Annotated in this window: 16 protein-coding genes and 4 tRNA genes; all 20 read left to right on the plus strand. The window is 55.7% G+C overall.

Translation table 11 applies throughout. The features are described from left to right. The first annotated feature begins 162 nt into the window (after nucleotides 1-162). Nucleotides 163-1,122 carry a bifunctional biotin--[acetyl-CoA-carboxylase] ligase/biotin operon repressor BirA gene (birA, locus tag AC1Q6Y_RS13045; protein ID WP_492624663.1) on the plus strand — a complete coding sequence of 320 codons (960 nt, stop codon included), beginning with the start codon at nucleotides 163-165 and terminating at the stop codon, nucleotides 1,120-1,122. Beyond that, the gene (locus AC1Q6Y_RS13050) at nucleotides 1,112-1,861 is read left to right on the plus strand and encodes a pantothenate kinase (protein WP_407516250.1); all 750 of its coding nucleotides are present in this window, start codon (nucleotides 1,112-1,114) and stop codon (nucleotides 1,859-1,861) included. The genes birA and AC1Q6Y_RS13050 overlap by 11 nt, the downstream gene beginning before the upstream one ends. Nucleotides 1,862-1,868: 7 nt before the next feature. Then, complete coding sequence (locus AC1Q6Y_RS13055) at nucleotides 1,869-2,309, plus strand: hypothetical protein (RefSeq protein ID WP_090451701.1); 441 nt, start codon at nucleotides 1,869-1,871, stop codon at nucleotides 2,307-2,309. A 143-nt stretch (nucleotides 2,310-2,452) separates the two neighbouring features. Further along, nucleotides 2,453-2,537 (plus strand) — tRNA-Tyr (locus AC1Q6Y_RS13060). Between the two features lie 24 nt (nucleotides 2,538-2,561). Continuing rightward, nucleotides 2,562-2,635 (plus strand) — tRNA-Gly (locus tag AC1Q6Y_RS13065). 26 nt (nucleotides 2,636-2,661) lie between these two features. Then, nucleotides 2,662-2,737: transfer RNA gene (locus AC1Q6Y_RS13070), tRNA-Thr, on the plus strand. 174 nt (nucleotides 2,738-2,911) lie between these two features. Next, a tRNA-Trp gene (locus AC1Q6Y_RS13075) sits at nucleotides 2,912-2,987 on the plus strand. A 45-nt stretch (nucleotides 2,988-3,032) separates the two neighbouring features. Then, the gene (gene secE / locus AC1Q6Y_RS13080) at nucleotides 3,033-3,401 is read left to right on the plus strand and encodes a preprotein translocase subunit SecE (RefSeq protein ID WP_007984402.1); all 369 of its coding nucleotides are present in this window, start codon (nucleotides 3,033-3,035) and stop codon (nucleotides 3,399-3,401) included. Between the two features lie 9 nt (nucleotides 3,402-3,410). After that, the gene (gene nusG, locus AC1Q6Y_RS13085) at nucleotides 3,411-3,944 is read left to right on the plus strand and encodes a transcription termination/antitermination protein NusG (RefSeq protein ID WP_007984405.1); all 534 of its coding nucleotides are present in this window, start codon (nucleotides 3,411-3,413) and stop codon (nucleotides 3,942-3,944) included. A gap of 117 nt (nucleotides 3,945-4,061) precedes the next feature. Continuing rightward, nucleotides 4,062-4,493, plus strand: coding sequence for a 50S ribosomal protein L11 (gene rplK, locus AC1Q6Y_RS13090; protein ID WP_007933726.1), 432 nt, complete (start codon nucleotides 4,062-4,064; stop codon nucleotides 4,491-4,493). Continuing rightward, nucleotides 4,493-5,188 carry a 50S ribosomal protein L1 gene (rplA, locus tag AC1Q6Y_RS13095; RefSeq protein ID WP_003186095.1) on the plus strand — a complete coding sequence of 232 codons (696 nt, stop codon included), beginning with the start codon at nucleotides 4,493-4,495 and terminating at the stop codon, nucleotides 5,186-5,188. The genes rplK and rplA overlap by 1 nt, the downstream gene beginning before the upstream one ends. Nucleotides 5,189-5,386: 198 nt before the next feature. Then, nucleotides 5,387-5,887 carry a 50S ribosomal protein L10 gene (gene rplJ, locus AC1Q6Y_RS13100; RefSeq protein ID WP_007970413.1) on the plus strand — a complete coding sequence of 167 codons (501 nt, stop codon included), beginning with the start codon at nucleotides 5,387-5,389 and terminating at the stop codon, nucleotides 5,885-5,887. Between the two features lie 75 nt (nucleotides 5,888-5,962). Beyond that, nucleotides 5,963-6,328: a 50S ribosomal protein L7/L12 gene (rplL, locus tag AC1Q6Y_RS13105; RefSeq protein WP_007970414.1), complete on the plus strand. Its 366-nt coding sequence runs from the start codon at nucleotides 5,963-5,965 to the stop codon at nucleotides 6,326-6,328. Nucleotides 6,329-6,548: 220 nt separating this feature from the next. Beyond that, entirely contained in the window at nucleotides 6,549-10,622 is a 4,074-nt protein-coding gene (gene rpoB / locus AC1Q6Y_RS13110) for a DNA-directed RNA polymerase subunit beta (RefSeq protein WP_007984407.1), read from the plus strand. A gap of 64 nt (nucleotides 10,623-10,686) precedes the next feature. Continuing rightward, entirely contained in the window at nucleotides 10,687-14,886 is a 4,200-nt protein-coding gene (rpoC, locus tag AC1Q6Y_RS13115) for a DNA-directed RNA polymerase subunit beta' (protein ID WP_008053876.1), read from the plus strand. Nucleotides 14,887-15,102: 216 nt separating this feature from the next. Beyond that, complete coding sequence (gene rpsL, locus AC1Q6Y_RS13120; RefSeq protein ID WP_003186084.1) at nucleotides 15,103-15,474, plus strand: 30S ribosomal protein S12; 372 nt, start codon at nucleotides 15,103-15,105, stop codon at nucleotides 15,472-15,474. Between the two features lie 108 nt (nucleotides 15,475-15,582). After that, nucleotides 15,583-16,056 carry a 30S ribosomal protein S7 gene (gene rpsG / locus AC1Q6Y_RS13125; RefSeq protein WP_007994653.1) on the plus strand — a complete coding sequence of 158 codons (474 nt, stop codon included), beginning with the start codon at nucleotides 15,583-15,585 and terminating at the stop codon, nucleotides 16,054-16,056. Between the two features lie 30 nt (nucleotides 16,057-16,086). Next, nucleotides 16,087-18,192, plus strand: a complete 2,106-nt coding sequence (fusA, locus tag AC1Q6Y_RS13130; RefSeq protein WP_057713099.1) for an elongation factor G — start codon at nucleotides 16,087-16,089, stop codon at nucleotides 18,190-18,192. Between the two features lie 30 nt (nucleotides 18,193-18,222). Then, entirely contained in the window at nucleotides 18,223-19,416 is a 1,194-nt protein-coding gene (tuf, locus tag AC1Q6Y_RS13135) for an elongation factor Tu (RefSeq protein ID WP_008053875.1), read from the plus strand. Nucleotides 19,417-19,573: 157 nt separating this feature from the next. After that, nucleotides 19,574-19,885: a 30S ribosomal protein S10 gene (rpsJ, locus tag AC1Q6Y_RS13140; protein ID WP_003186070.1), complete on the plus strand. Its 312-nt coding sequence runs from the start codon at nucleotides 19,574-19,576 to the stop codon at nucleotides 19,883-19,885.

Genomic DNA, 19,885 nt, shown 5'->3' on the forward strand with positions numbered 1-19,885 from the left:
ATGTGAGAGTAGGTCATCGTCAAGATTAAATTCCGAAACCCCTATCTGCGTATGCAGGTAGGGGTTTTGTTTTTGTCCGCGGGAAAGTCACGGCTACTGGATTTCTATGCAATCGCTCGGTGCGTGGCTATCATGCGGGCCTCATTGTGAGGCGAGACCTGCATGCTGACGTTGTTAAAGCTTCTTAAAGATGGCCGATTCCATTCGGGTCAAGCATTGGGTGCTGCCCTGGGCGTCAGCCGTAGTGCTGTGTGGAAGCAGCTTCAGCATTTGGAAGCTGAGCTGGGTTTGTCTATTCATAAGGTTCGTGGACGCGGCTATCAATTGTCCGCGCCATTGGCGCTGCTCGATCCTGCCGAGATAAGCGCTCAGGCGCTTTCTTGCAGCTGGCCCGTCCGGGTTTACGATTCAATCGACTCCACTAATGCCGAGGCGCTGCGCGCTATTGAGCGTGGGCAAGCGGCGCCGTTTGTGGTGGTTTCGGAGCGGCAGACAGCCGGGCGTGGGCGACGTGGTCGCAAGTGGGTTAGTCCATTCGCAGAAAACGTCTATTACAGCCTGGTGCTACGCATTGATGGTGGGATGCGTCAGTTGGAGGGCTTGAGTCTCGTCGTTGGGCTCGCTGTCTTGCAGACGTTGCGTGAACTCGGTATTGCAGCCGCTGGATTGAAATGGCCTAACGATGTCCTTGTAGGTCAGAAAAAAATCGCGGGGATACTGCTCGAGTTGGTTGGTGATCCTGCTGATGTGTGTCACGTGGTCCTGGGAGTGGGAATCAATGTGAACATGCAGTCCGCTGACGAAGTGGACCAGCAATGGACATCCCTGCGGCTCGAGTCAGGCAAATTGTTTGATCGCAACCAATTGGTCGTGGTGTTGGGGGAGATGCTGCAGCGATACCTGGCTCGTCACCAGGCGGGTGGTTTTTTGGCCATCCAGTCGGAGTGGGAGCAAAATCATCTGTGGCAGGGGCGAAGCGTGTCGTTGATTGCCGGTGTCAATCAAATTGATGGTGAGGTACTTGGTATCGATGGCCAGGGCGCCTTGCGCCTGAAGGTGGATGGTGTGGAGAAAGTCTTCAGTGGTGGTGAGTTGAGCCTGAGGTTGCGTGATGATTCTTGAGCTCGATTGTGGGAATAGTTTCATCAAGTGGCGTGTGCTTGCCGTTAATGCCGGGCAGCTGCTTGGTGAGGGAGTCGTCGATTCCAATCTCGCATTGCTGGAGGGGTTGGGGGGGCTCAAAGGGCTTGCCCTCACGTTTTGCCGGCTGGTGAGCGTCAGGACCGCGGAGGAAACCGCTGCGCTGACGTCTTTGCTAAGGGATACCTTTGATGTGCCGGTTGTGTGCGCAACGCCAGCGCGCGAAATGTCAGGTGTACGCAATGGGTATGAGGAGTTTGAGCGGCTGGGTCTGGACCGGTGGCTTGCAATGCTCGGAGGCTTTCATCTGGCTTCAGGTGCGTGCCTGGTGCTCGACTTCGGTACGGCGGTGACGGCTGACTTTATCGCGGCGGATGGAGAGCACCTGGGTGGTTTCATCTGTCCGGGGATGCCGTTGATGCGAAACCAATTGCGCACCCACACTCGCAAAATTCGTTATGGGGATCTGGCGGCCGAGCAGGCTCTGGAAAGTCTTGTCCCGGGGCGCGCGACGGTCGAGGCTGTAGAGCGTGGTTGTCTGTTGATGTTGCGCGGCTTCGTAATGACTCAGCTCGAGTTGGCGCGCAGCTACTGGGGTGAGGACTTTGTCGTATTCCTCACCGGGGGGGATGCGAGCCTGGTTACTGAGGCCGTGCCTCAGGCCAGGGTTGTTCCGGACTTGGTGTTTGTTGGATTGGCCATGGCCTGTCCCTTGTCCTGAGGTTTTTATGCGTTGGTTGTTTCTGCTGCTGCTTGTCCTCAATGGCTTCTACTACATCTGGCATCAACAAGAGGCTCCTCTGCGCGCGAAGGATGTCACGCCTTTGAGTCTGTATCGCGGGTCTCAACAAGATATCCGCTTGTTGAGCGAAGCAGGTGACGTCTCCAAGGATAAGGGTAAAGCTGTCTCGACAGACAATGGCTGCCTTTATCTGGGCGGCTATACGCGCCAGGAGGCCGCGCAGGCGGTTGAGCGTCGTTTGAGCGGGATGGAGGTCAAGTATCAGTCCCTGCCGAAAGCTGCGACCGAAGGGGCAGGGTATTGGGTGCGTATCGCGCCGGAAAGCCGGCGTTGGCTGGACGATTTGCAGCTGATAAACCTTTCTAAAGAATTCAATGAGTTAAAACATAAAATAATGCCGTGCGAGGGGGTTGCACCCATCGAATAGTTTGCATAGAATGGCGCCCGCTCCACAGCGAACACCGGAAACGGTTAACGGTGTGAAGCGAGGTCAACGCAGCTAAGCTCAGGTTTTTAATGAGAAAAATGCTTGACAGAAGGCTGGCATGATGTAGAATGCCGGCTCGCTTAGGAGGGGTTCCCGAGCGGCCAAAGGGATCAGACTGTAAATCTGACGTCTACGACTTCGAAGGTTCGAATCCTTCCCCCTCCACCATTTTTAGCGAGAGCTGTAAGCCTCGCGGGTATAGTTTAGTGGTAGAACCTCAGCCTTCCAAGCTGATGATGCGGGTTCGATTCCCGCTACCCGCTCCAAGTTTACAGGTTTTGCACAGTGTTACGCTCTTGTAGCTCAGTTGGTAGAGCACACCCTTGGTAAGGGTGAGGTCAGCGGTTCAAATCCGCTCAAGAGCTCCATATAACAAGGCAGATATGAAAATATCTGCCTTTGTTTTAGGTGGTAGTGGTTGCGCCTGATTGTACTTCTGAAGGTTGTCGGTGTCGAGAATGCCGGTGTTGCAACCAGGATTGCCTGGTAAGTGTTGTAAAGTCTTTTTCGGGTCGGCATAATGGTCGGCCTGATTTTGTTTTAGGTCAGTAGCTCAATTGGCAGAGCGACGGTCTCCAAAACCGTAGGTTGGGGGTTCGATTCCCTCCTGACCTGCCAGATTCACTCGGTGTGTCTGGCTTTCTTTTCACAGGATCTTCATAGATGACTCCTAAAGCTGAAGCTCAAGGCTCTCGTTTCGACCTCCTCAAGTGGCTTGTAGTAGTCGCTCTGGTGGTTGTTGGCGTTGTTGGCAATCAGTACTTTTCTGCTTCGCCGATCCTGTACCGCGTACTCGCATTGCTTGCTATTGCTGCTGTAGCTGCCTTTGTAGGCCTGCAGACGGTCAAGGGCAAGTCTTTCTTTGTGCTGGTTAAGGAAGCGCGCACCGAAATTCGTAAAGTCGTTTGGCCAACTCGCCAAGAAACCACGCAGACCACGTTGATCGTTGTGGCTGTTGTCCTGGTTATGGCGTTGCTGTTGTGGGGGCTTGATTCCCTGCTCGGCTGGCTTGTTTCCTTGATCGTCGGCTAAGGGTGTCCCGTGGCTAAGCGTTGGTATGTTGTGCATGCTTACTCCGGTTACGAGAAGCATGTAATGCGCTCGCTGATCGAGCGCGTAAAGCTGGCCGGTATGGAAGATGGCTTCGGCGAGATTCTGGTTCCCACTGAAGAAGTGGTTGAAATGCGCAATGGCCAGAAGCGCAAAAGCGAACGCAAATTCTTCCCTGGCTATGTGCTGGTGCAGATGGATATGAACGAGGGTACTTGGCACTTGGTCAAGGATACTCCTCGGGTGATGGGTTTCATCGGCGGTACTGCTGATAAACCTGCGCCAATCACCGATAAAGAAGCAGAAGCCATTCTGCGTCGCGTTGCCGATGGCAGCGACAAGCCGAAGCCGAAGACGTTGTTCGAGCCGGGTGAGTCGGTGCGTGTCAACGACGGTCCGTTTGCGGACTTTACCGGTGTTGTTGAAGAAGTTAACTACGAAAAGAGCCGGATTCAGGTCGCAGTGCTCATTTTCGGTCGCTCTACTCCGGTGGAGCTCGAGTTCAGCCAGGTCGAAAAGGTCTAGTTGAACAAAAATCCCAACCCCGCAGCCGTAGGCTGTGGGGTTTTGTCGTCACTGGGATAAACGCGCAAGTAACCGGGGAGCCTCTCGAGGCGTTCGAACCCGTAATTGGAGTGCCTCATGGCCAAGAAGATTACCGCTTACATCAAGCTGCAAGTGAAGGCCGCTCAGGCTAACCCAAGCCCACCTGTTGGTCCTGCTCTGGGTCAGCACGGCGTGAACATCATGGAATTCTGCAAGGCTTTCAACGCCCGTACTCAGGGTCTTGAGCCAGGTCTGCCGACTCCAGTGATCATCACTGTCTACAGCGACCGTAGCTTCACTTTCGAAACCAAATCCACCCCTGCTTCGGTTCTGCTGAAGAAGGCGGCCGGTCTGACCAGCGGTTCCGCTCGTCCGAACACCGTTAAGGTTGGCACCGTGACCCGTGCTCAGCTGGAAGAAATCGCGAAAACCAAAAACGCGGATCTGACTGCAGCTGATATGGAAGCAGCCGTGCGTACCATCGCCGGTTCTGCTCGTAGCATGGGCCTTAACGTGGAGGGTGTGTAATGGCTAAGCTGACCAAGCGTCAAAAGGCTATCGCCGGCAAAATCGAAGCAGGCAAGGCCTACAACTTTGTAGACGCTGCTGCCCTGCTGGCCGAGCTGTCGACTGTCAAGTTCAGCGAGTCGTTCGACGTAGCTGTAAACCTGGGCGTTGACCCGCGTAAATCCGACCAGGTCGTTCGTAGCGCTACTGTGCTGCCACACGGCACTGGCAAGACCGTTCGCGTTGCTGTGTTCACCCAGGGTCCAGCTGCTGAAGCCGCTCTGGCTGCCGGCGCTGACCGCGTAGGCATGGACGACCTGGCTGCCGAAATGAAAGGCGGCGACCTGAACTATGACGTAGTGATCGCATCCCCGGATGCAATGCGCGTTGTAGGTCAGTTGGGTCAGATCCTCGGTCCACGTGGCCTGATGCCTAACCCTAAAGTCGGCACCGTAACCCCAGACGTAGCTACCGCGGTTAAAAACGCCAAGGCTGGTCAGGTTCGTTATCGCACCGACAAAAACGGCATCATCCACACTTCCGTTGGCAAGATCGGCTTCGACGCCGTCAAGCTGAAGGAAAACGTTGAAGCCCTGATCGCTGATCTGAAGCGTATCAAGCCAGCTTCCTCGAAAGGCATTTACGTCAAGCGCGTTACCCTGAGCACCACTATGGGCCCAGGTCTGGTCATCGACCAAAGCTCGCTCGACGCGTAAGACACAGATTGGTGCAAGCGATTGCGCCAATTGAAAAATTGGGGTCCCTGCCTGGCGGGGGCTATCCAAGACCGTAGGCGACGCAAGTCTTAAACCACAAGCCTACGCAGATGGTGCTCCCGGTTCCTTACCGAATCAGACACCAAAACGACATCCGGTTTCGACCAGATGAAACGGTAACAAGCAGGAGTTAAACCCGTGGCAATTAAACTCGAAGACAAGAAGGCCATCGTCGCTGAAGTCAACGAGGCTGCCAAAGTCGCTCTGTCCGCTGTCGTGGCTGATGCCCGTGGCGTAACAGTAGGCGCGATGACCGGACTCCGTAAAGAGGCTCGTGAAGCTGGCGTTTACGTACGTGTTGTACGTAACACCCTGCTCAAGCGCGCTGTTGCTGACACTGAATTCAGTGTCCTCAACGACGTGTTCACTGGCCCTACCCTGATTGCGTTCTCCAAAGAACATCCAGGCGCTGCTGCCCGGATCTTCAAGGAATTCGCAAAGGGTCAGGACAAGTTCGAGATCAAGGCAGCTGCGTTCGAGGGCAAGTTCCTCGCAGCTAACCAAATCGACGTACTGGCAACTCTGCCGACCCGTGACGAAGCAATTTCTCAGCTGATGAGCGTGATTCAAGGCGCTACCAGCAAGTTGGCTCGTACTCTGGCGGCAATTCGCGACCAGAAAGAAGCTGCTGCAGCCTAAGGCTCGTCAACTTCTCGCGTTTTTTGTTTTTTTCGATGGTCGCGTAGGCCGTCCCCAATATCAGGAATTAGATTCATGTCTATCTCTCAGAACGATATCCTTGAAGCAGTTGGCAACATGTCCGTAATGGAAGTTGTTGAGCTGATCAAAGCTTTCGAAGAAAAATTCGGCGTTACCGCTGCTGCTGCATCGGCTGGTCCAGCTGTTGCTGCTGCCGTTGCTGAAGAGCAAACCGAATTCAACGTCATGCTGACCGAAGCTGGCGAGAAGAAAGTTAACGTGATCAAGGCTGTACGTGAACTGACCGGTCTGGGCTTGAAAGAAGCCAAGGCTGTAGTTGACGGCGCACCTGCCATGGTTCTGGAAGCTGTTGCCAAAGACGCAGCTGACAAAGCCAAAGCAGCTCTGGAAGAAGCAGGCGCTAAAGTCGAGCTGAAGTAAGCATCGACTTTGCTCCTCCAGCCCGAGCGTTAAGCGACAGGCTGATGGCTGGTGGCTCTTGCCACCGGCCTTTTTCCGTTATTGGCAGCCGACTGGGTCGGTGCTGATAACGTGCTGTAACCACCCGATGCGGTGGCGCAAACCATGGGGTTTGCACGATTTTCTGGCTGCTCCCGTCGGGAGGGGCCAAACAAGCAGGTGACCAAGCTGGGGAACGCTGATGGCTTACTCATATACTGAGAAAAAACGTATCCGCAAGGACTTTAGCAAGTTGCCGGACGTCATGGATGTGCCGTACCTCCTGGCCATCCAGCTGGATTCGTATCGTGAATTCTTGCAAGCGGGAGCGACTAAAGATCAGTTCCGCGACGTGGGCCTGCATGCGGCCTTCAAATCCGTTTTCCCGATCATCAGCTACTCCGGCAATGCTGCGCTGGAGTACGTCGGTTATCGCCTGGGCGAACCGGCATTTGATGTCAAAGAATGCGTATTGCGCGGTGTAACTTACGCCGTACCTTTGCGGGTAAAAGTGCGCCTGATCATTTTCGACAAAGAGTCGTCGAACAAAGCGATCAAGGACATCAAAGAGCAAGAAGTCTACATGGGTGAAATCCCCCTGATGACTGAGAACGGTACCTTCGTAATCAACGGTACCGAGCGTGTAATCGTTTCCCAGCTGCACCGTTCGCCAGGCGTGTTCTTCGACCACGACCGTGGCAAGACGCACAGCTCCGGTAAACTGCTGTACTCCGCGCGCATCATCCCTTACCGCGGTTCGTGGCTGGACTTCGAGTTCGACCCGAAAGACTGCGTATTCGTGCGTATCGACCGTCGTCGCAAGCTGCCTGCCTCGGTACTGCTGCGCGCGCTGGGCTATACCACTGAAGAAGTGCTGGACGCGTTCTATACCACCAACGTATTCCACGTGAAGGGCGAGACCCTGAGCCTGGAGCTGGTGCCTCAGCGCCTGCGCGGTGAAATCGCTGTCCTCGATATTCAGGATGACAAAGGCAAGGTTATTGTCGAGCAGGGTCGTCGTATCACCGCTCGCCACATCAACCAGCTGGAAAAAGCCGGGATCAAAGAGCTGGATGTGCCTCTGGACTACGTCCTGGGTCGTACAACCGCCAAGGTCATCGTGCACCCGGCAACCGGCGAAATCCTGGCAGAGTGCAACACCGAGCTGAACACCGAGATCCTGGCCAAAATCGCCAAGGCTCAGGTTGTTCGCATCGAAACTCTGTACACCAACGATATCGACTGCGGTCCGTTCGTCTCCGACACCCTGAAGATCGACTCCACCAGCAACCAACTGGAAGCGCTGGTCGAGATCTATCGCATGATGCGTCCTGGCGAGCCGCCAACCAAGGACGCTGCCGAGACCCTGTTCAACAACCTGTTCTTCAGCCCTGAGCGCTATGACCTGTCTGCGGTCGGCCGGATGAAGTTCAACCGTCGTATCGGTCGTACCGAGATCGAAGGTTCGGGCGTGCTGTGCAAGGAAGACATCGTCGCGGTACTGAAGACCCTGGTCGACATCCGTAACGGTAAAGGCATCGTCGATGACATCGACCACCTGGGTAACCGTCGTGTTCGCTGCGTAGGCGAAATGGCCGAAAACCAGTTCCGCGTTGGCCTGGTACGTGTTGAGCGTGCGGTCAAAGAGCGTCTGTCGATGGCTGAAAGCGAAGGCCTGATGCCGCAAGACCTGATCAACGCCAAGCCAGTGGCTGCGGCGGTGAAGGAGTTCTTCGGTTCCAGCCAGCTGTCCCAGTTCATGGACCAGAACAACCCGCTGTCCGAGATCACCCACAAGCGTCGTGTTTCTGCACTCGGCCCTGGCGGTCTGACTCGTGAGCGTGCCGGCTTTGAAGTGCGTGACGTACACCCGACTCACTACGGTCGTGTATGCCCGATTGAAACGCCGGAAGGTCCGAACATCGGTCTGATCAACTCCCTGGCCGCTTATGCGCGCACCAACCAGTACGGCTTCCTCGAGAGCCCGTACCGCGTGGTGAAAGACGCTCTGGTCACCGACGAGATCGTGTTCCTGTCCGCCATCGAAGAAGCCGATCACGTGATCGCTCAGGCCTCGGCCACGATGAACGACAAGAAAGTCCTGATCGACGAGCTGGTAGCTGTTCGTCACTTGAACGAATTCACCGTCAAGGCGCCGGAAGACGTCACCTTGATGGACGTATCGCCGAAGCAGGTAGTTTCGGTTGCTGCGTCGCTGATTCCGTTCCTCGAGCACGACGACGCCAACCGTGCGTTGATGGGTTCGAACATGCAGCGTCAAGCTGTACCAACCCTGCGCGCTGACAAGCCGCTGGTAGGTACCGGCATGGAGCGTAACGTAGCCCGTGACTCCGGCGTTTGCGTCGTGGCTCGTCGTGGCGGCGTGATCGACTCCGTCGACGCCAGCCGTATCGTGGTTCGTGTTGCCGATGACGAAGTTGAAACCGGTGAAGCCGGTGTCGACATCTACAACCTGACCAAGTACACCCGCTCCAACCAGAACACCTGCATCAACCAGCGTCCGCTGGTGCGTAAGGGTGATCGGGTTCAGCGTAGCGACATCATGGCCGACGGCCCGTCCACCGACATGGGTGAACTGGCACTGGGTCAGAACATGCGCATCGCGTTCATGGCATGGAACGGCTTCAACTTCGAAGACTCCATCTGCCTGTCCGAGCGTGTTGTTCAGGAAGACCGTTTCACCACGATCCACATCCAGGAACTGACCTGTGTGGCCCGTGACACCAAGCTTGGCCCAGAGGAAATCACTGCCGACATCCCGAACGTGGGTGAAGCGGCTCTGAACAAGCTGGACGAAGCCGGTATCGTTTACGTAGGTGCTGAAGTTGGCGCAGGCGACATCCTGGTCGGTAAGGTCACTCCGAAAGGCGAGACCCAGCTGACTCCGGAAGAAAAACTGCTGCGTGCGATCTTCGGTGAAAAAGCCAGCGACGTTAAAGACACCTCCCTGCGTGTACCTACCGGTACCAAAGGTACTGTCATCGACGTACAGGTCTTCACCCGCGACGGCGTTGAGCGTGATGCTCGTGCCCTGTCGATCGAGAAGTCCCAGCTGGACGAGATCCGCAAGGACCTGAACGAAGAGTTCCGCATCGTTGAAGGTGCTACTTTCGAACGTCTGCGCTCCGCTCTGGTCGGCCACAAAGCCGAAGGCGGCGCCGGTCTGAAGAAAGGCCAGGACATCACCGACGAAGTTCTCGACGGTCTTGAGCACGGCCAGTGGTTCAAACTGCGCATGGCTGAAGATGCTCTGAACGAGCAGCTCGAGAAGGCCCAGGCCTACATCGTTGATCGTCGCCGTCTGCTGGACGACAAGTTCGAAGACAAGAAGCGCAAACTGCAGCAGGGCGATGACCTGGCTCCAGGCGTGCTGAAAATCGTCAAGGTTTACCTGGCAATCCGTCGTCGCATCCAGCCGGGCGACAAGATGGCCGGTCGTCACGGTAACAAAGGTGTGGTCTCCGTGATCATGCCGGTTGAAGACATGCCGCACGATGCCAATGGCACCCCGGTCGACGTCGTCCTCAACCCGTTGGGCGTACCTTCGCGTATGAACGTCGGTCAGATCCTTGAAACCCACCTGGGCCTCGCGGCCAAAGGTCTGGGCGAGAAGATCAACCGCATGGTTGAAGAGCAGCGCAAGGTCGCCGAGCTTCGCAAGTTCCTGCACGAGATCTATAACGAGATCGGCGGTCGTCAGGAAAGCCTTGATGACTTCTCGGACCAGGAAATCCTGGATCTGGCTCAAAACCTGCGTGGCGGCGTTCCAATGGCCACTCCAGTGTTCGACGGTGCCAAGGAAAGCGAAATCAAGGCCATGCTGAAACTGGCGGACCTGCCAGAAAGCGGCCAGATGCAGCTGACCGACGGCCGTACCGGCAACAAGTTCGAGCGCCCGGTTACCGTTGGCTACATGTACATGCTGAAGCTGAACCACTTGGTAGACGACAAGATGCACGCTCGTTCTACCGGTTCGTACAGCCTGGTTACCCAGCAGCCGCTGGGTGGTAAGGCGCAGTTCGGTGGTCAGCGTTTCGGGGAGATGGAGGTCTGGGCACTGGAAGCATACGGTGCCGCTTACACTCTGCAAGAAATGCTCACAGTGAAGTCGGACGATGTGAACGGCCGTACCAAGATGTACAAGAACATCGTGGATGGCGATCACCGTATGGAGCCGGGCATGCCCGAGTCCTTCAACGTGTTGATCAAGGAAATTCGTTCCCTCGGCATCGATATCGATCTGGAAACCGAATAACACGTGACGCGAATCGAGAGCGGGGCAGGATTGCCCGCTCTCTGCTCCGCCAGGAGGAAAGGCCTTGAAAGACCTACTGAATTTGCTGAAAAACCAGGGTCAAGTCGAAGAGTTCGACGCCATCCGTATCGGATTGGCATCGCCTGAGATGATCCGTTCGTGGTCGTTCGGTGAAGTTAAAAAGCCGGAAACCATCAACTACCGTACGTTCAAACCTGAGCGTGACGGCCTGTTCTGCGCCAAGATCTTTGGCCCGGTAAAGGATTACGAGTGCCTGTGCGGTAAGTACAAGCGCTTGAAGCACCGTGGTGTGATCTGCGAGAAGTGCGGCGTTGAAGTCGCGCTGGCAAAAGTTCGTCGTGAGCGCATGGCGCACATCGAACTGGCCTCGCCAGTTGCCCACATCTGGTTCCTGAAATCACTGCCGTCCCGTATCGGCTTGCTGATGGACATGACCCTGCGTGATATCGAACGCGTTCTCTACTTCGAGAGCTATGTCGTTATCGATCCAGGCATGACCACCCTTGAAAAAGGTCAGCTGCTCAACGACGAGCAGTACTTCGAAGCGCTGGAAGAGTTCGGCGACGATTTCGATGCCCGCATGGGTGCCGAAGCTGTCCGCGAACTGCTGCACGCTATCGACCTGGAGCACGAGATTGGCCGTCTGCGTGAAGAGATTCCGCAAACCAACTCCGAAACCAAGATCAAGAAGCTGTCCAAGCGTCTGAAGTTGATGGAAGCCTTCCAGGGTTCCGGCAACCTGCCAGAGTGGATGGTGCTGACCGTTCTGCCGGTTCTGCCGCCAGATCTGCGTCCACTGGTCCCGCTGGATGGCGGTCGCTTCGCGACTTCCGACCTCAACGATCTGTATCGTCGAGTGATCAACCGTAACAACCGTTTGAAGCGCCTGCTGGATCTGTCCGCTCCGGACATCATCGTGCGCAACGAAAAGCGTATGTTGCAGGAAGCCGTCGACGCACTGCTCGACAACGGTCGTCGTGGCCGCGCTATCACCGGTTCCAACAAGCGTCCTCTGAAATCCCTGGCTGACATGATCAAGGGTAAGCAGGGTCGTTTCCGTCAGAACTTGCTCGGTAAGCGTGTTGACTACTCCGGTCGTTCGGTAATTACCGTAGGTCCGACCCTGCGTCTGCACCAGTGCGGTCTGCCGAAGAAAATGGCTCTCGAGCTGTTCAAGCCGTTCATTTTCGGCAAGCTTGAAATGCGTGGTCTCGCTACCACCATCAAGGCTGCCAAGAAGATGGTCGAGCGCGAACTGCCAGAGGTTTGGGACGTTCTCGCTGAAGTGATTCGCGAACACCCGGTTCTTCTCAACCGTGCACCGACCCTTCACCGTCTGGGTATCCAGGCGTTTGAACCGGTACTGATCGAAGGTAAGGCTATCCAGCTGCACCCTCTGGTCTGCGCCGCGTACAACGCCGACTTCGACGGCGACCAAATGGCCGTGCACGTACCGCTGACGCTGGAAGCCCAGCTTGAAGCGCGTGCGTTGATGATGTCGACCAACAACATTCTGTCGCCAGCCAACGGTGAGCCAATCATCGTTCCGTCGCAGGACGTTGTATTGGGTCTGTACTACATGACTCGTGAAGCGATCAACGCCAAGGGCGAAGGTCGTGTGTTCGCGGATCTGCAGGAAGTTGACCGTGTGTTCCGTGCCGGCGAAGCCGCACTGCACGCCAAGGTCAAGGTGCGGATCAACGAAACCGTCAACGACCGTGATGGCGGCAGCGTGACCAACACCCGTATCGTCGACACCACTGTCGGCCGTGCGCTGTTGTTCCAGGTTGTGCCAAAAGGTCTGTCGTACGACGTCGTCAACCTGCCGATGAAGAAAAAGGCGATCTCCAAGCTGATCAACCAGTGCTACCGCGTGGTTGGTCTGAAAGAGACCGTGATCTTCGCTGACCAGTTGATGTACACCGGTTTTGCCTATTCGACCATTTCCGGCGTTTCCATCGGTGTTAACGACTTCGTTATCCCGGATGAAAAAGCCCGCATCATCGGTGCAGCCACCGACGAAGTGAAAGAGATCGAAAGTCAGTATGCCTCCGGCCTGGTAACCCAGGGCGAGAAGTACAACAAAGTGATCGACCTTTGGTCCAAGGCGAACGACGAAGTTTCCAAGGCGATGATGGCCAACCTCTCGAAAGAGAAAGTCATCGACCGTCATGGCGTCGAAGTCGACCAAGAGTCTTTCAACTCGATGTACATGATGGCCGACTCGGGTGCGCGGGGTTCCGCAGCACAGATTCGTCAGCTGGCCGGTATGCGTGGTCTGATGGCCAAGCCGGACGGTTCCATCATTGAAACGCCGATTACCGCGAACTTCCGTGAAGGTTTGAGCGTACTCCAGTACTTCATCTCCACTCACGGTGCTCGTAAAGGTCTGGCGGATACCGCGTTGAAAACGGCGAACTCGGGTTATCTGACTCGTCGTCTGGTAGACGTGGCGCAGGATCTGGTTGTAACCGAGATCGATTGCGGCACCGAACACGGTCTGCTGATGACTCCGCACATTGAAGGCGGTGACGTTGTAGAGCCGCTGGGTGAGCGCGTATTGGGTCGAGTTATCGCCCGTGACGTATTCAAGCCAGGTACCGAGGACGTCATCGTTCCTGCCGGCACTCTGGTAGACGAGAAGTGGGTCGAGTTCATCGAGCTGAACAGCATCGACGAAGTGATCGTGCGTTCGCCGATCAGCTGCGAAACCCGTTTCGGTATTTGCGCCAAGTGCTACGGTCGCGATCTGGCTCGTGGTCACCAGGTGAACATCGGTGAAGCGGTCGGCGTTATCGCTGCCCAGTCCATCGGTGAGCCGGGTACCCAGCTGACGATGCGTACGTTCCACATCGGTGGTGCGGCAAGCCGGACCTCCGCAGCCGACAGCGTTCAGGTGAAGAATGGCGGTACCGTCCGTCTGCACAACCTGAAGCATGTTGAGCGAGTGGATGGTCACCTGGTTGCCGTGTCCCGTTCCGGTGAGCTGGCCATCGCTGATGACTTCGGTCGTGAGCGTGAGCGTTACAAGCTGCCGTACGGTGCCGTGATTTCGGTTAAAGAAGGTGACAAGGTCGAAGCTGGCGCCATCGTGGCCAAGTGGGATCCGCACACTCACCCGATCGTTACCGAAATGAAAGGTACCGTGACCTACGTGGGCATGGAAGAAGGCATCACGATCAAGCGTCAGACTGACGAATTGACCGGTATGACCAACATTGAAGTACTCGACGCCAAAGATCGTCCAGCTGCCGGTAAAGACATCCGTCCTGCCGTGAAGATGGTCGACGACAACGGCAAGGATCTGTTGCTGCCAGGCACTGACGTTATCGCTCAGTACTTCCTGCCAGCCAACGCCCTGGTCGGTGTAGCGGATGGTGCGAAGATCGCGATCGGTGATGTTATCGCTCGTATCCCGCAAGAGACTTCGAAAACTCGAGACATCACCGGTGGTCTGCCGCGTGTTGCCGACTTGTTCGAAGCGCGTCGTCCGAAAGAGGCGTCGATTCTGGCTGAAGTCAGCGGCACCATCGCGTTCGGTAAAGAGACCAAGGGCAAGCGCCGTCTGGTTATTACCCCGAACGACGGTAGCGATCCGTACGAAGAGCTGATTCCGAAGTGGCGTCACCTGAACGTGTTCGAAGGCGAACAGGTAAACCGCGGCGAAGTTATCTCCGACGGTCCGAGCGATCCACACGACATCCTGCGTCTGCTGGGTGTGAGTGCGCTGGCCAAGTACATCGTCAACGAAATCCAGGACGTTTACCGTCTGCAAGGCGTGAAGATCAACGACAAGCACATCGAGACCATCCTGCGTCAGATGCTGCGTAAAGTTGAGATCGCTGAATCCGGCGATTCCAGTTTCATCAAGGGCGACCAGATGGAATTGACTCACGTACTGGTAGAGAACGAGCGTCTGAGCGGCGAAGACAAGTTTGTCTCCAAGTTCACTCGTGTTCTGCTGGGTATCACCAAGGCGTCGTTGTCCACCGAATCGTTCATCTCGGCGGCTTCCTTCCAGGAAACCACTCGCGTACTGACCGAAGCGGCGGTAACCGGCAAGCGCGATTACCTGCGCGGCCTGAAAGAAAACGTGGTCGTGGGTCGTCTGATCCCGGCCGGTACCGGCCTGGCTTATCACAGCGAGCGTAAGCGCCGCCGTGATGCAGACAAGCCGTTGCGCGTAAGCGCCAGTGAAGTGGAAGCTGCACTGACCGAAGCGCTGAACTCGAGCGGTAACTGAGTTCTGCGGTAAATGAGTGTGAGGCCCTGGTCACTCCGTTCATCGAATCGAGACAAATTGTCGAGATTGGATGAGCGGGGAGGGCGGGGCCTTGCCTTGACTGGGGACAAGATCCTCTTTAGACTCTTGTACCCCTAAATTTGGCGGGAACTCGTTCCTGCCATTTTGCTTTTCTTGCAAGACAATAGCGTCGCAAGACAACAGTGGAGCTAGTAGATGGCAACTATCAACCAGCTGGTACGTCAGCCGCGTAAGCGTATCGTCGAGAAATCCGACGTGCCTGCGCTGCAGAACTGCCCGCAACGCCGTGGCGTGTGCACCCGTGTGTACACCACCACGCCGAAAAAACCTAACTCGGCACTGCGTAAAGTATGCCGTGTGCGCCTGACCAACGGTTTCGAGGTTTCCTCGTACATCGGCGGTGAAGGCCACAACCTGCAAGAGCACAGCGTGGTACTGATCCGCGGCGGTCGTGTAAAAGACTTGCCAGGTGTTCGTTACCACACCGTTCGCGGTTCGTTGGATACTTCCGGTGTTAAAGGTCGTAACCAGGGTCGTTCGAAGTACGGTACCAAGCGTCCGAAGTAATCGGCCGTTTTGCAGTTTTTCATTTTATTGAGTCGATAAGAGTAAGGTCGGGCACGCATCCATAGGAGCTGTCCCGGGCTAACCTGAAGACCGTTTGAGGGCTTATCAATGCCAAGACGTCGCGTAGCAGCCAAGCGTGAGATTCTGGACGATCCGAAATACGGAAGCCAAATCCTCGCCAAATTCATGAACCACGTAATGGAAAGCGGCAAGAAAGCCGTTGCCGAGCGTATCGTTTATGGTGCCCTGGATACCGTGAAGGCTCGTAAGGCCGGCACCGATCCCCTGGAACTCTTCGAAAAAGCACTCGACGCCATCGCTCCGCTGGTCGAAGTGAAGTCGCGCCGCGTTGGTGGTGCTACTTACCAGGTTCCGGTCGAGGTTCGTCCTTCCCGTCGTAACGCTCTGGCAATGCGCTGGTTGGTAGACTACGCCCGCAAGCGCGGCGAGAAGTCTATGGCTCTGCGTTTGGCTGGCGAACTGTTGGACGCTGCCGAAGGTAAAGGTGCTGCAGTTAAGAAGCGTGAAGACGTTCACCGTATGGCTGAAGCCAACAAGGCTTTCTCGCACTACCGCTTCTAATTTTAGCGTCACTAATTTTGCGAGGGCTTTATGGCTCGTACAACACCGATTAATCGCTACCGTAACATTGGTATCGTTGCACACGTGGATGCTGGTAAAACCACCACCACTGAGCGCGTCCTTTTTTACACTGGCAAAAGTCACAAAATGGGCGAGGTGCATGACGGCGCCGCGACCACAGACTGGATGGTGCAGGAGCAGGAGCGTGGTATTACCATTACTTCTGCTGCCATTACCGCCTTCTGGCAGGGTTCCGCCAAGCAGCACAAAGACCAGTACCGTTTCAACGTCATCGATACCCCGGGCCACGTAGACTTCACCATTGAAGTTGAACGTTCCCTGCGTGTACTCGACGGCGCGGTCGTTGTGTTCTGCGGTACTTCCGGCGTTGAGCCTCAGTCCGAAACCGTATGGCGTCAAGCCAACAAGTACGGTGTTCCACGTATCGTTTACGTGAACAAGATGGACCGTGCCGGTGCGAACTTCCTGCGCGTGATCGCTCAGATCAAGCAGCGTCTGGGTCACACTCCGGTGCCTATCCAGCTGGCTATCGGTTCCGAAGACAACTTCCAGGGTCAGATCGATCTGATGACCATGGAAGCCGTTTACTGGAACGATGCCGACAAGGGTATGACCCCTCGTCGTGAAGCCATCCCTGCTGAATTGCAGGAACTGGCTGAAGAGTGGCGCAACAACATGGTTGAGGCTGCGGCCGAAGCCAGCGAAGAACTGATGAACAAGTACCTTGAAGGTGAAGAACTCACCGTCGAGGAAATCAAGGGTGCTCTGCGTCAGCGTACTATCGCTGGTGAGATCGTTCTGGCTGTTTGCGGTTCTTCCTTCAAGAACAAGGGTGTTCCCCTGGTTCTCGACGCCGTTATCGACTACCTGCCGGCTCCAACCGACATTCCTGCCATCAAGGGTACTGACCCGGATGACGAGGAAAAGCAGATGGAGCGTCATGCAGACGACAATGAGCCGTTCTCGGCTCTGGCGTTCAAGATCGCTACCGACCCATTCGTGGGTACCTTGACTTTCGTCCGTGTTTACTCGGGCGTGTTGGCCTCCGGCGACGGCGTGATCAACTCGGTCAAAGGCAAGAAAGAGCGCGTGGGTCGTATGGTGCAAATGCACGCAAACGCCCGTGAAGAGATCAAGGAAGTGCGCGCTGGTGACATCGCGGCCCTGATCGGCATGAAGGACGTCACCACTGGTGAAACCTTGTGCAACGCTGACAAGCCAATCATCCTGGTTCGCATGGACTTCCCGGAGCCGGTTATTTCGGTTGCCGTAGAGCCTAAGACCAAGGATGACCAGGAAAAAATGGGTATCGCTCTGGGCAAACTTGCTCAGGAAGACCCGTCTTTCCGCGTCAAGACTGATGAAGAGACTGGTCAAACGATCATCTCTGGCATGGGCGAGTTGCACCTGGACATCCTGGTTGACCGGATGCGCCGTGAGTTCAACGTCGAAGCCAACATCGGTAAGCCTCAGGTTTCGTATCGTGAGCGCATCACGAAGAATTGCGAAATCGAAGGCAAGTTCGTTCGTCAGTCCGGCGGTCGTGGCCAGTTCGGCCATTGCTGGATCCGTTTTGCTCCTGCTGACGAAGGTCAGGAAGGTCTGCAATTCGTGAACGAAGTAGTGGGTGGTGTGGTTCCTAAGGAATACATCCCGGCTATCCAGAAGGGTATCGAAGAGCAGATGAAGAACGGCGTAGTTGCCGGCTATCCGCTGATCGGCCTGAAGGCTACCGTGTTTGATGGTTCTTACCACGACGTCGACTCGAACGAGATGGCGTTTAAGGTGGCTGCTTCCATGGCGACCAAGCAACTGGCCCAGAAGGGCGGTGGTGAGTTGCTCGAGCCGATCATGGCGGTAGAGGTTGTTACGCCTGAAGACTATATGGGTGACGTGATGGGCGACCTTAACCGTCGTCGCGGCATGATTCTGGGTATGGAAGACACGGTCTCCGGTAAGGTGATCCGTGCTGAAGTTCCGTTGGGCGAGATGTTCGGTTATGCGACCGACGTTCGTTCGATGTCCCAGGGTCGCGCAAGCTACTCTATGGAATTCAAAAAATACAATACAGCTCCGTCGCACATCGTCGAAACTGTAACCAAAAAACAAGGCTGATTCAGTCCTTTAGGCAAGGAGTTAATTGTCGTGGCTAAAGAAAAATTTGATCGTTCCCTACCGCACGTCAACGTTGGCACCATCGGTCACGTTGACCACGGTAAAACCACTCTGACCGCAGCTCTGACTCGCGTTTGCTCCGAAGTTTTCGGTTCCGCAATCGTTGATTTCGATAAAATCGACAGCGCGCCAGAAGAAAAAGCTCGTGGTATCACCATCAACACCGCGCACGTCGAGTACAACTCGAAGATCCGTCACTACGCTCACGTTGACTGCCCAGGTCACGCTGACTATGTGAAGAACATGATCACCGGTGCTGCCCAGATGGACGGCGCGATCCTGGTTTGCTCGGCCGCTGATGGTCCGATGCCACAAACCCGTGAGCACATCCTGCTGTCCCGTCAGGTAGGCGTTCCGTACATCGTGGTTTTCCTGAACAAGGCTGACCTGGTAGACGACGCTGAGCTGCTGGAGCTGGTCGAGATGGAAGTTCGCGACCTGCTGTCCACCTACGACTTCCCGGGCGATGACACTCCAATCATCATCGGTTCGGCTCGTATGGCGCTGGAAGGCAAAGACGACAACGAAATGGGCACCACTGCCGTTCGTAAACTGGTTGAAACCCTGGACAGCTACATCCCAGAACCAGAGCGTGCTATCGACAAGCCATTCCTGATGCCAATCGAAGACGTATTCTCGATCTCGGGTCGTGGTACTGTTGTGACTGGTCGTATCGAGCGCGGTATCGTTCGCGTTCAAGATGCACTGGAAATCGTTGGTCTGCGTGACACCACCACCACCACCTGCACCGGTGTTGAAATGTTCCGCAAGCTGCTCGACGAAGGTCGTGCTGGCGAGAACTGCGGCGTTCTGCTGCGTGGTACCAAGCGTGACGACGTTGAGCGTGGCCAGGTTCTGGTTAAGCCAGGTTCGGTTAAGCCGCACACCAAGTTCACCGCAGAAGTTTACGTTCTGAGCAAGGAAGAAGGCGGTCGTCACACTCCGTTCTTCAAAGGCTACCGTCCACAGTTCTACTTCCGTACTACTGACGTGACTGGTAACTGCCAGCTGCCAGAAGGCGTTGAAATGGTAATGCCAGGTGACAACATCCAGATGGAAGTTACCCTGATCAAGACCATCGCAATGGAAGACGGCCTGCGTTTCGCTATCCGTGAAGGCGGTCGTACCGTCGGCGCTGGCGTCGTAGCCAAAATCATCGAGTAAGTATCTCTTTTGAGATAGCTTCGATGCTTTGAAAGGCCCCCGCTCAGCGGGGGCTTTTTTATTGGGTTGACACCCATCTGGGGCGTCTATAGAATTGCGCCTCCTTTTAACGGGCGTATTGCGCCCGGTGGGAATAGCAGCCGGAGTCTGAAATCCAATGCAAAATCAGCAAATCCGTATCAGGTTGAAGGCTTTCGACCATCGCCTGATCGACCAATCAACCCAGGAAATCGTGGAAACCGCGAAACGTACTGGTGCTCAAGTGCGTGGTCCAATTCCACTGCCTACCCGTAAAGAGCGGTTCACCGTTCTGGTCTCCCCGCACGTCAACAAAGACGCGCGTGACCAGTACGAGATCCGTACTCATAAGCGTGTTCTGGACATCGTCCAGCCAACGGATAAAACCGTTGATGCTCTTATGAAGCTTGATCTTGCGGCCGGTGTGGAAGTGCAGATCAGCCTCGGCTAA

The sequence above is a fragment of the Pseudomonas sp. GW823-FHT06E10 genome (genome assembly GCF_058794995.1).

What these genes read in the sequence shown, in the direction of transcription:
- birA (WP_492624663.1), top strand. Translation starts at nt 163, where the DNA reads ATGCTGACGTTGTTAAAGCTTCTTAAAGATGGCCGATTCCATTCGGGT.
- AC1Q6Y_RS13050 (WP_407516250.1), top strand. Translation starts at nt 1,112, where the DNA reads ATGATTCTTGAGCTCGATTGTGGGAATAGTTTCATCAAGTGGCGTGTG.
- AC1Q6Y_RS13055 (WP_090451701.1), top strand. Translation starts at nt 1,869, where the DNA reads ATGCGTTGGTTGTTTCTGCTGCTGCTTGTCCTCAATGGCTTCTACTAC.
- secE (WP_007984402.1), top strand. Translation starts at nt 3,033, where the DNA reads ATGACTCCTAAAGCTGAAGCTCAAGGCTCTCGTTTCGACCTCCTCAAG.
- rplK (WP_007933726.1), top strand. Translation starts at nt 4,062, where the DNA reads ATGGCCAAGAAGATTACCGCTTACATCAAGCTGCAAGTGAAGGCCGCT.
- rplA (WP_003186095.1), top strand. Translation starts at nt 4,493, where the DNA reads ATGGCTAAGCTGACCAAGCGTCAAAAGGCTATCGCCGGCAAAATCGAA.
- rplL (WP_007970414.1), top strand. Translation starts at nt 5,963, where the DNA reads ATGTCTATCTCTCAGAACGATATCCTTGAAGCAGTTGGCAACATGTCC.
- rpoB (WP_007984407.1), top strand. Translation starts at nt 6,549, where the DNA reads ATGGCTTACTCATATACTGAGAAAAAACGTATCCGCAAGGACTTTAGC.
- rpsL (WP_003186084.1), top strand. Translation starts at nt 15,103, where the DNA reads ATGGCAACTATCAACCAGCTGGTACGTCAGCCGCGTAAGCGTATCGTC.
- rpsG (WP_007994653.1), top strand. Translation starts at nt 15,583, where the DNA reads ATGCCAAGACGTCGCGTAGCAGCCAAGCGTGAGATTCTGGACGATCCG.
- fusA (WP_057713099.1), top strand. Translation starts at nt 16,087, where the DNA reads ATGGCTCGTACAACACCGATTAATCGCTACCGTAACATTGGTATCGTT.
- rpsJ (WP_003186070.1), top strand. Translation starts at nt 19,574, where the DNA reads ATGCAAAATCAGCAAATCCGTATCAGGTTGAAGGCTTTCGACCATCGC.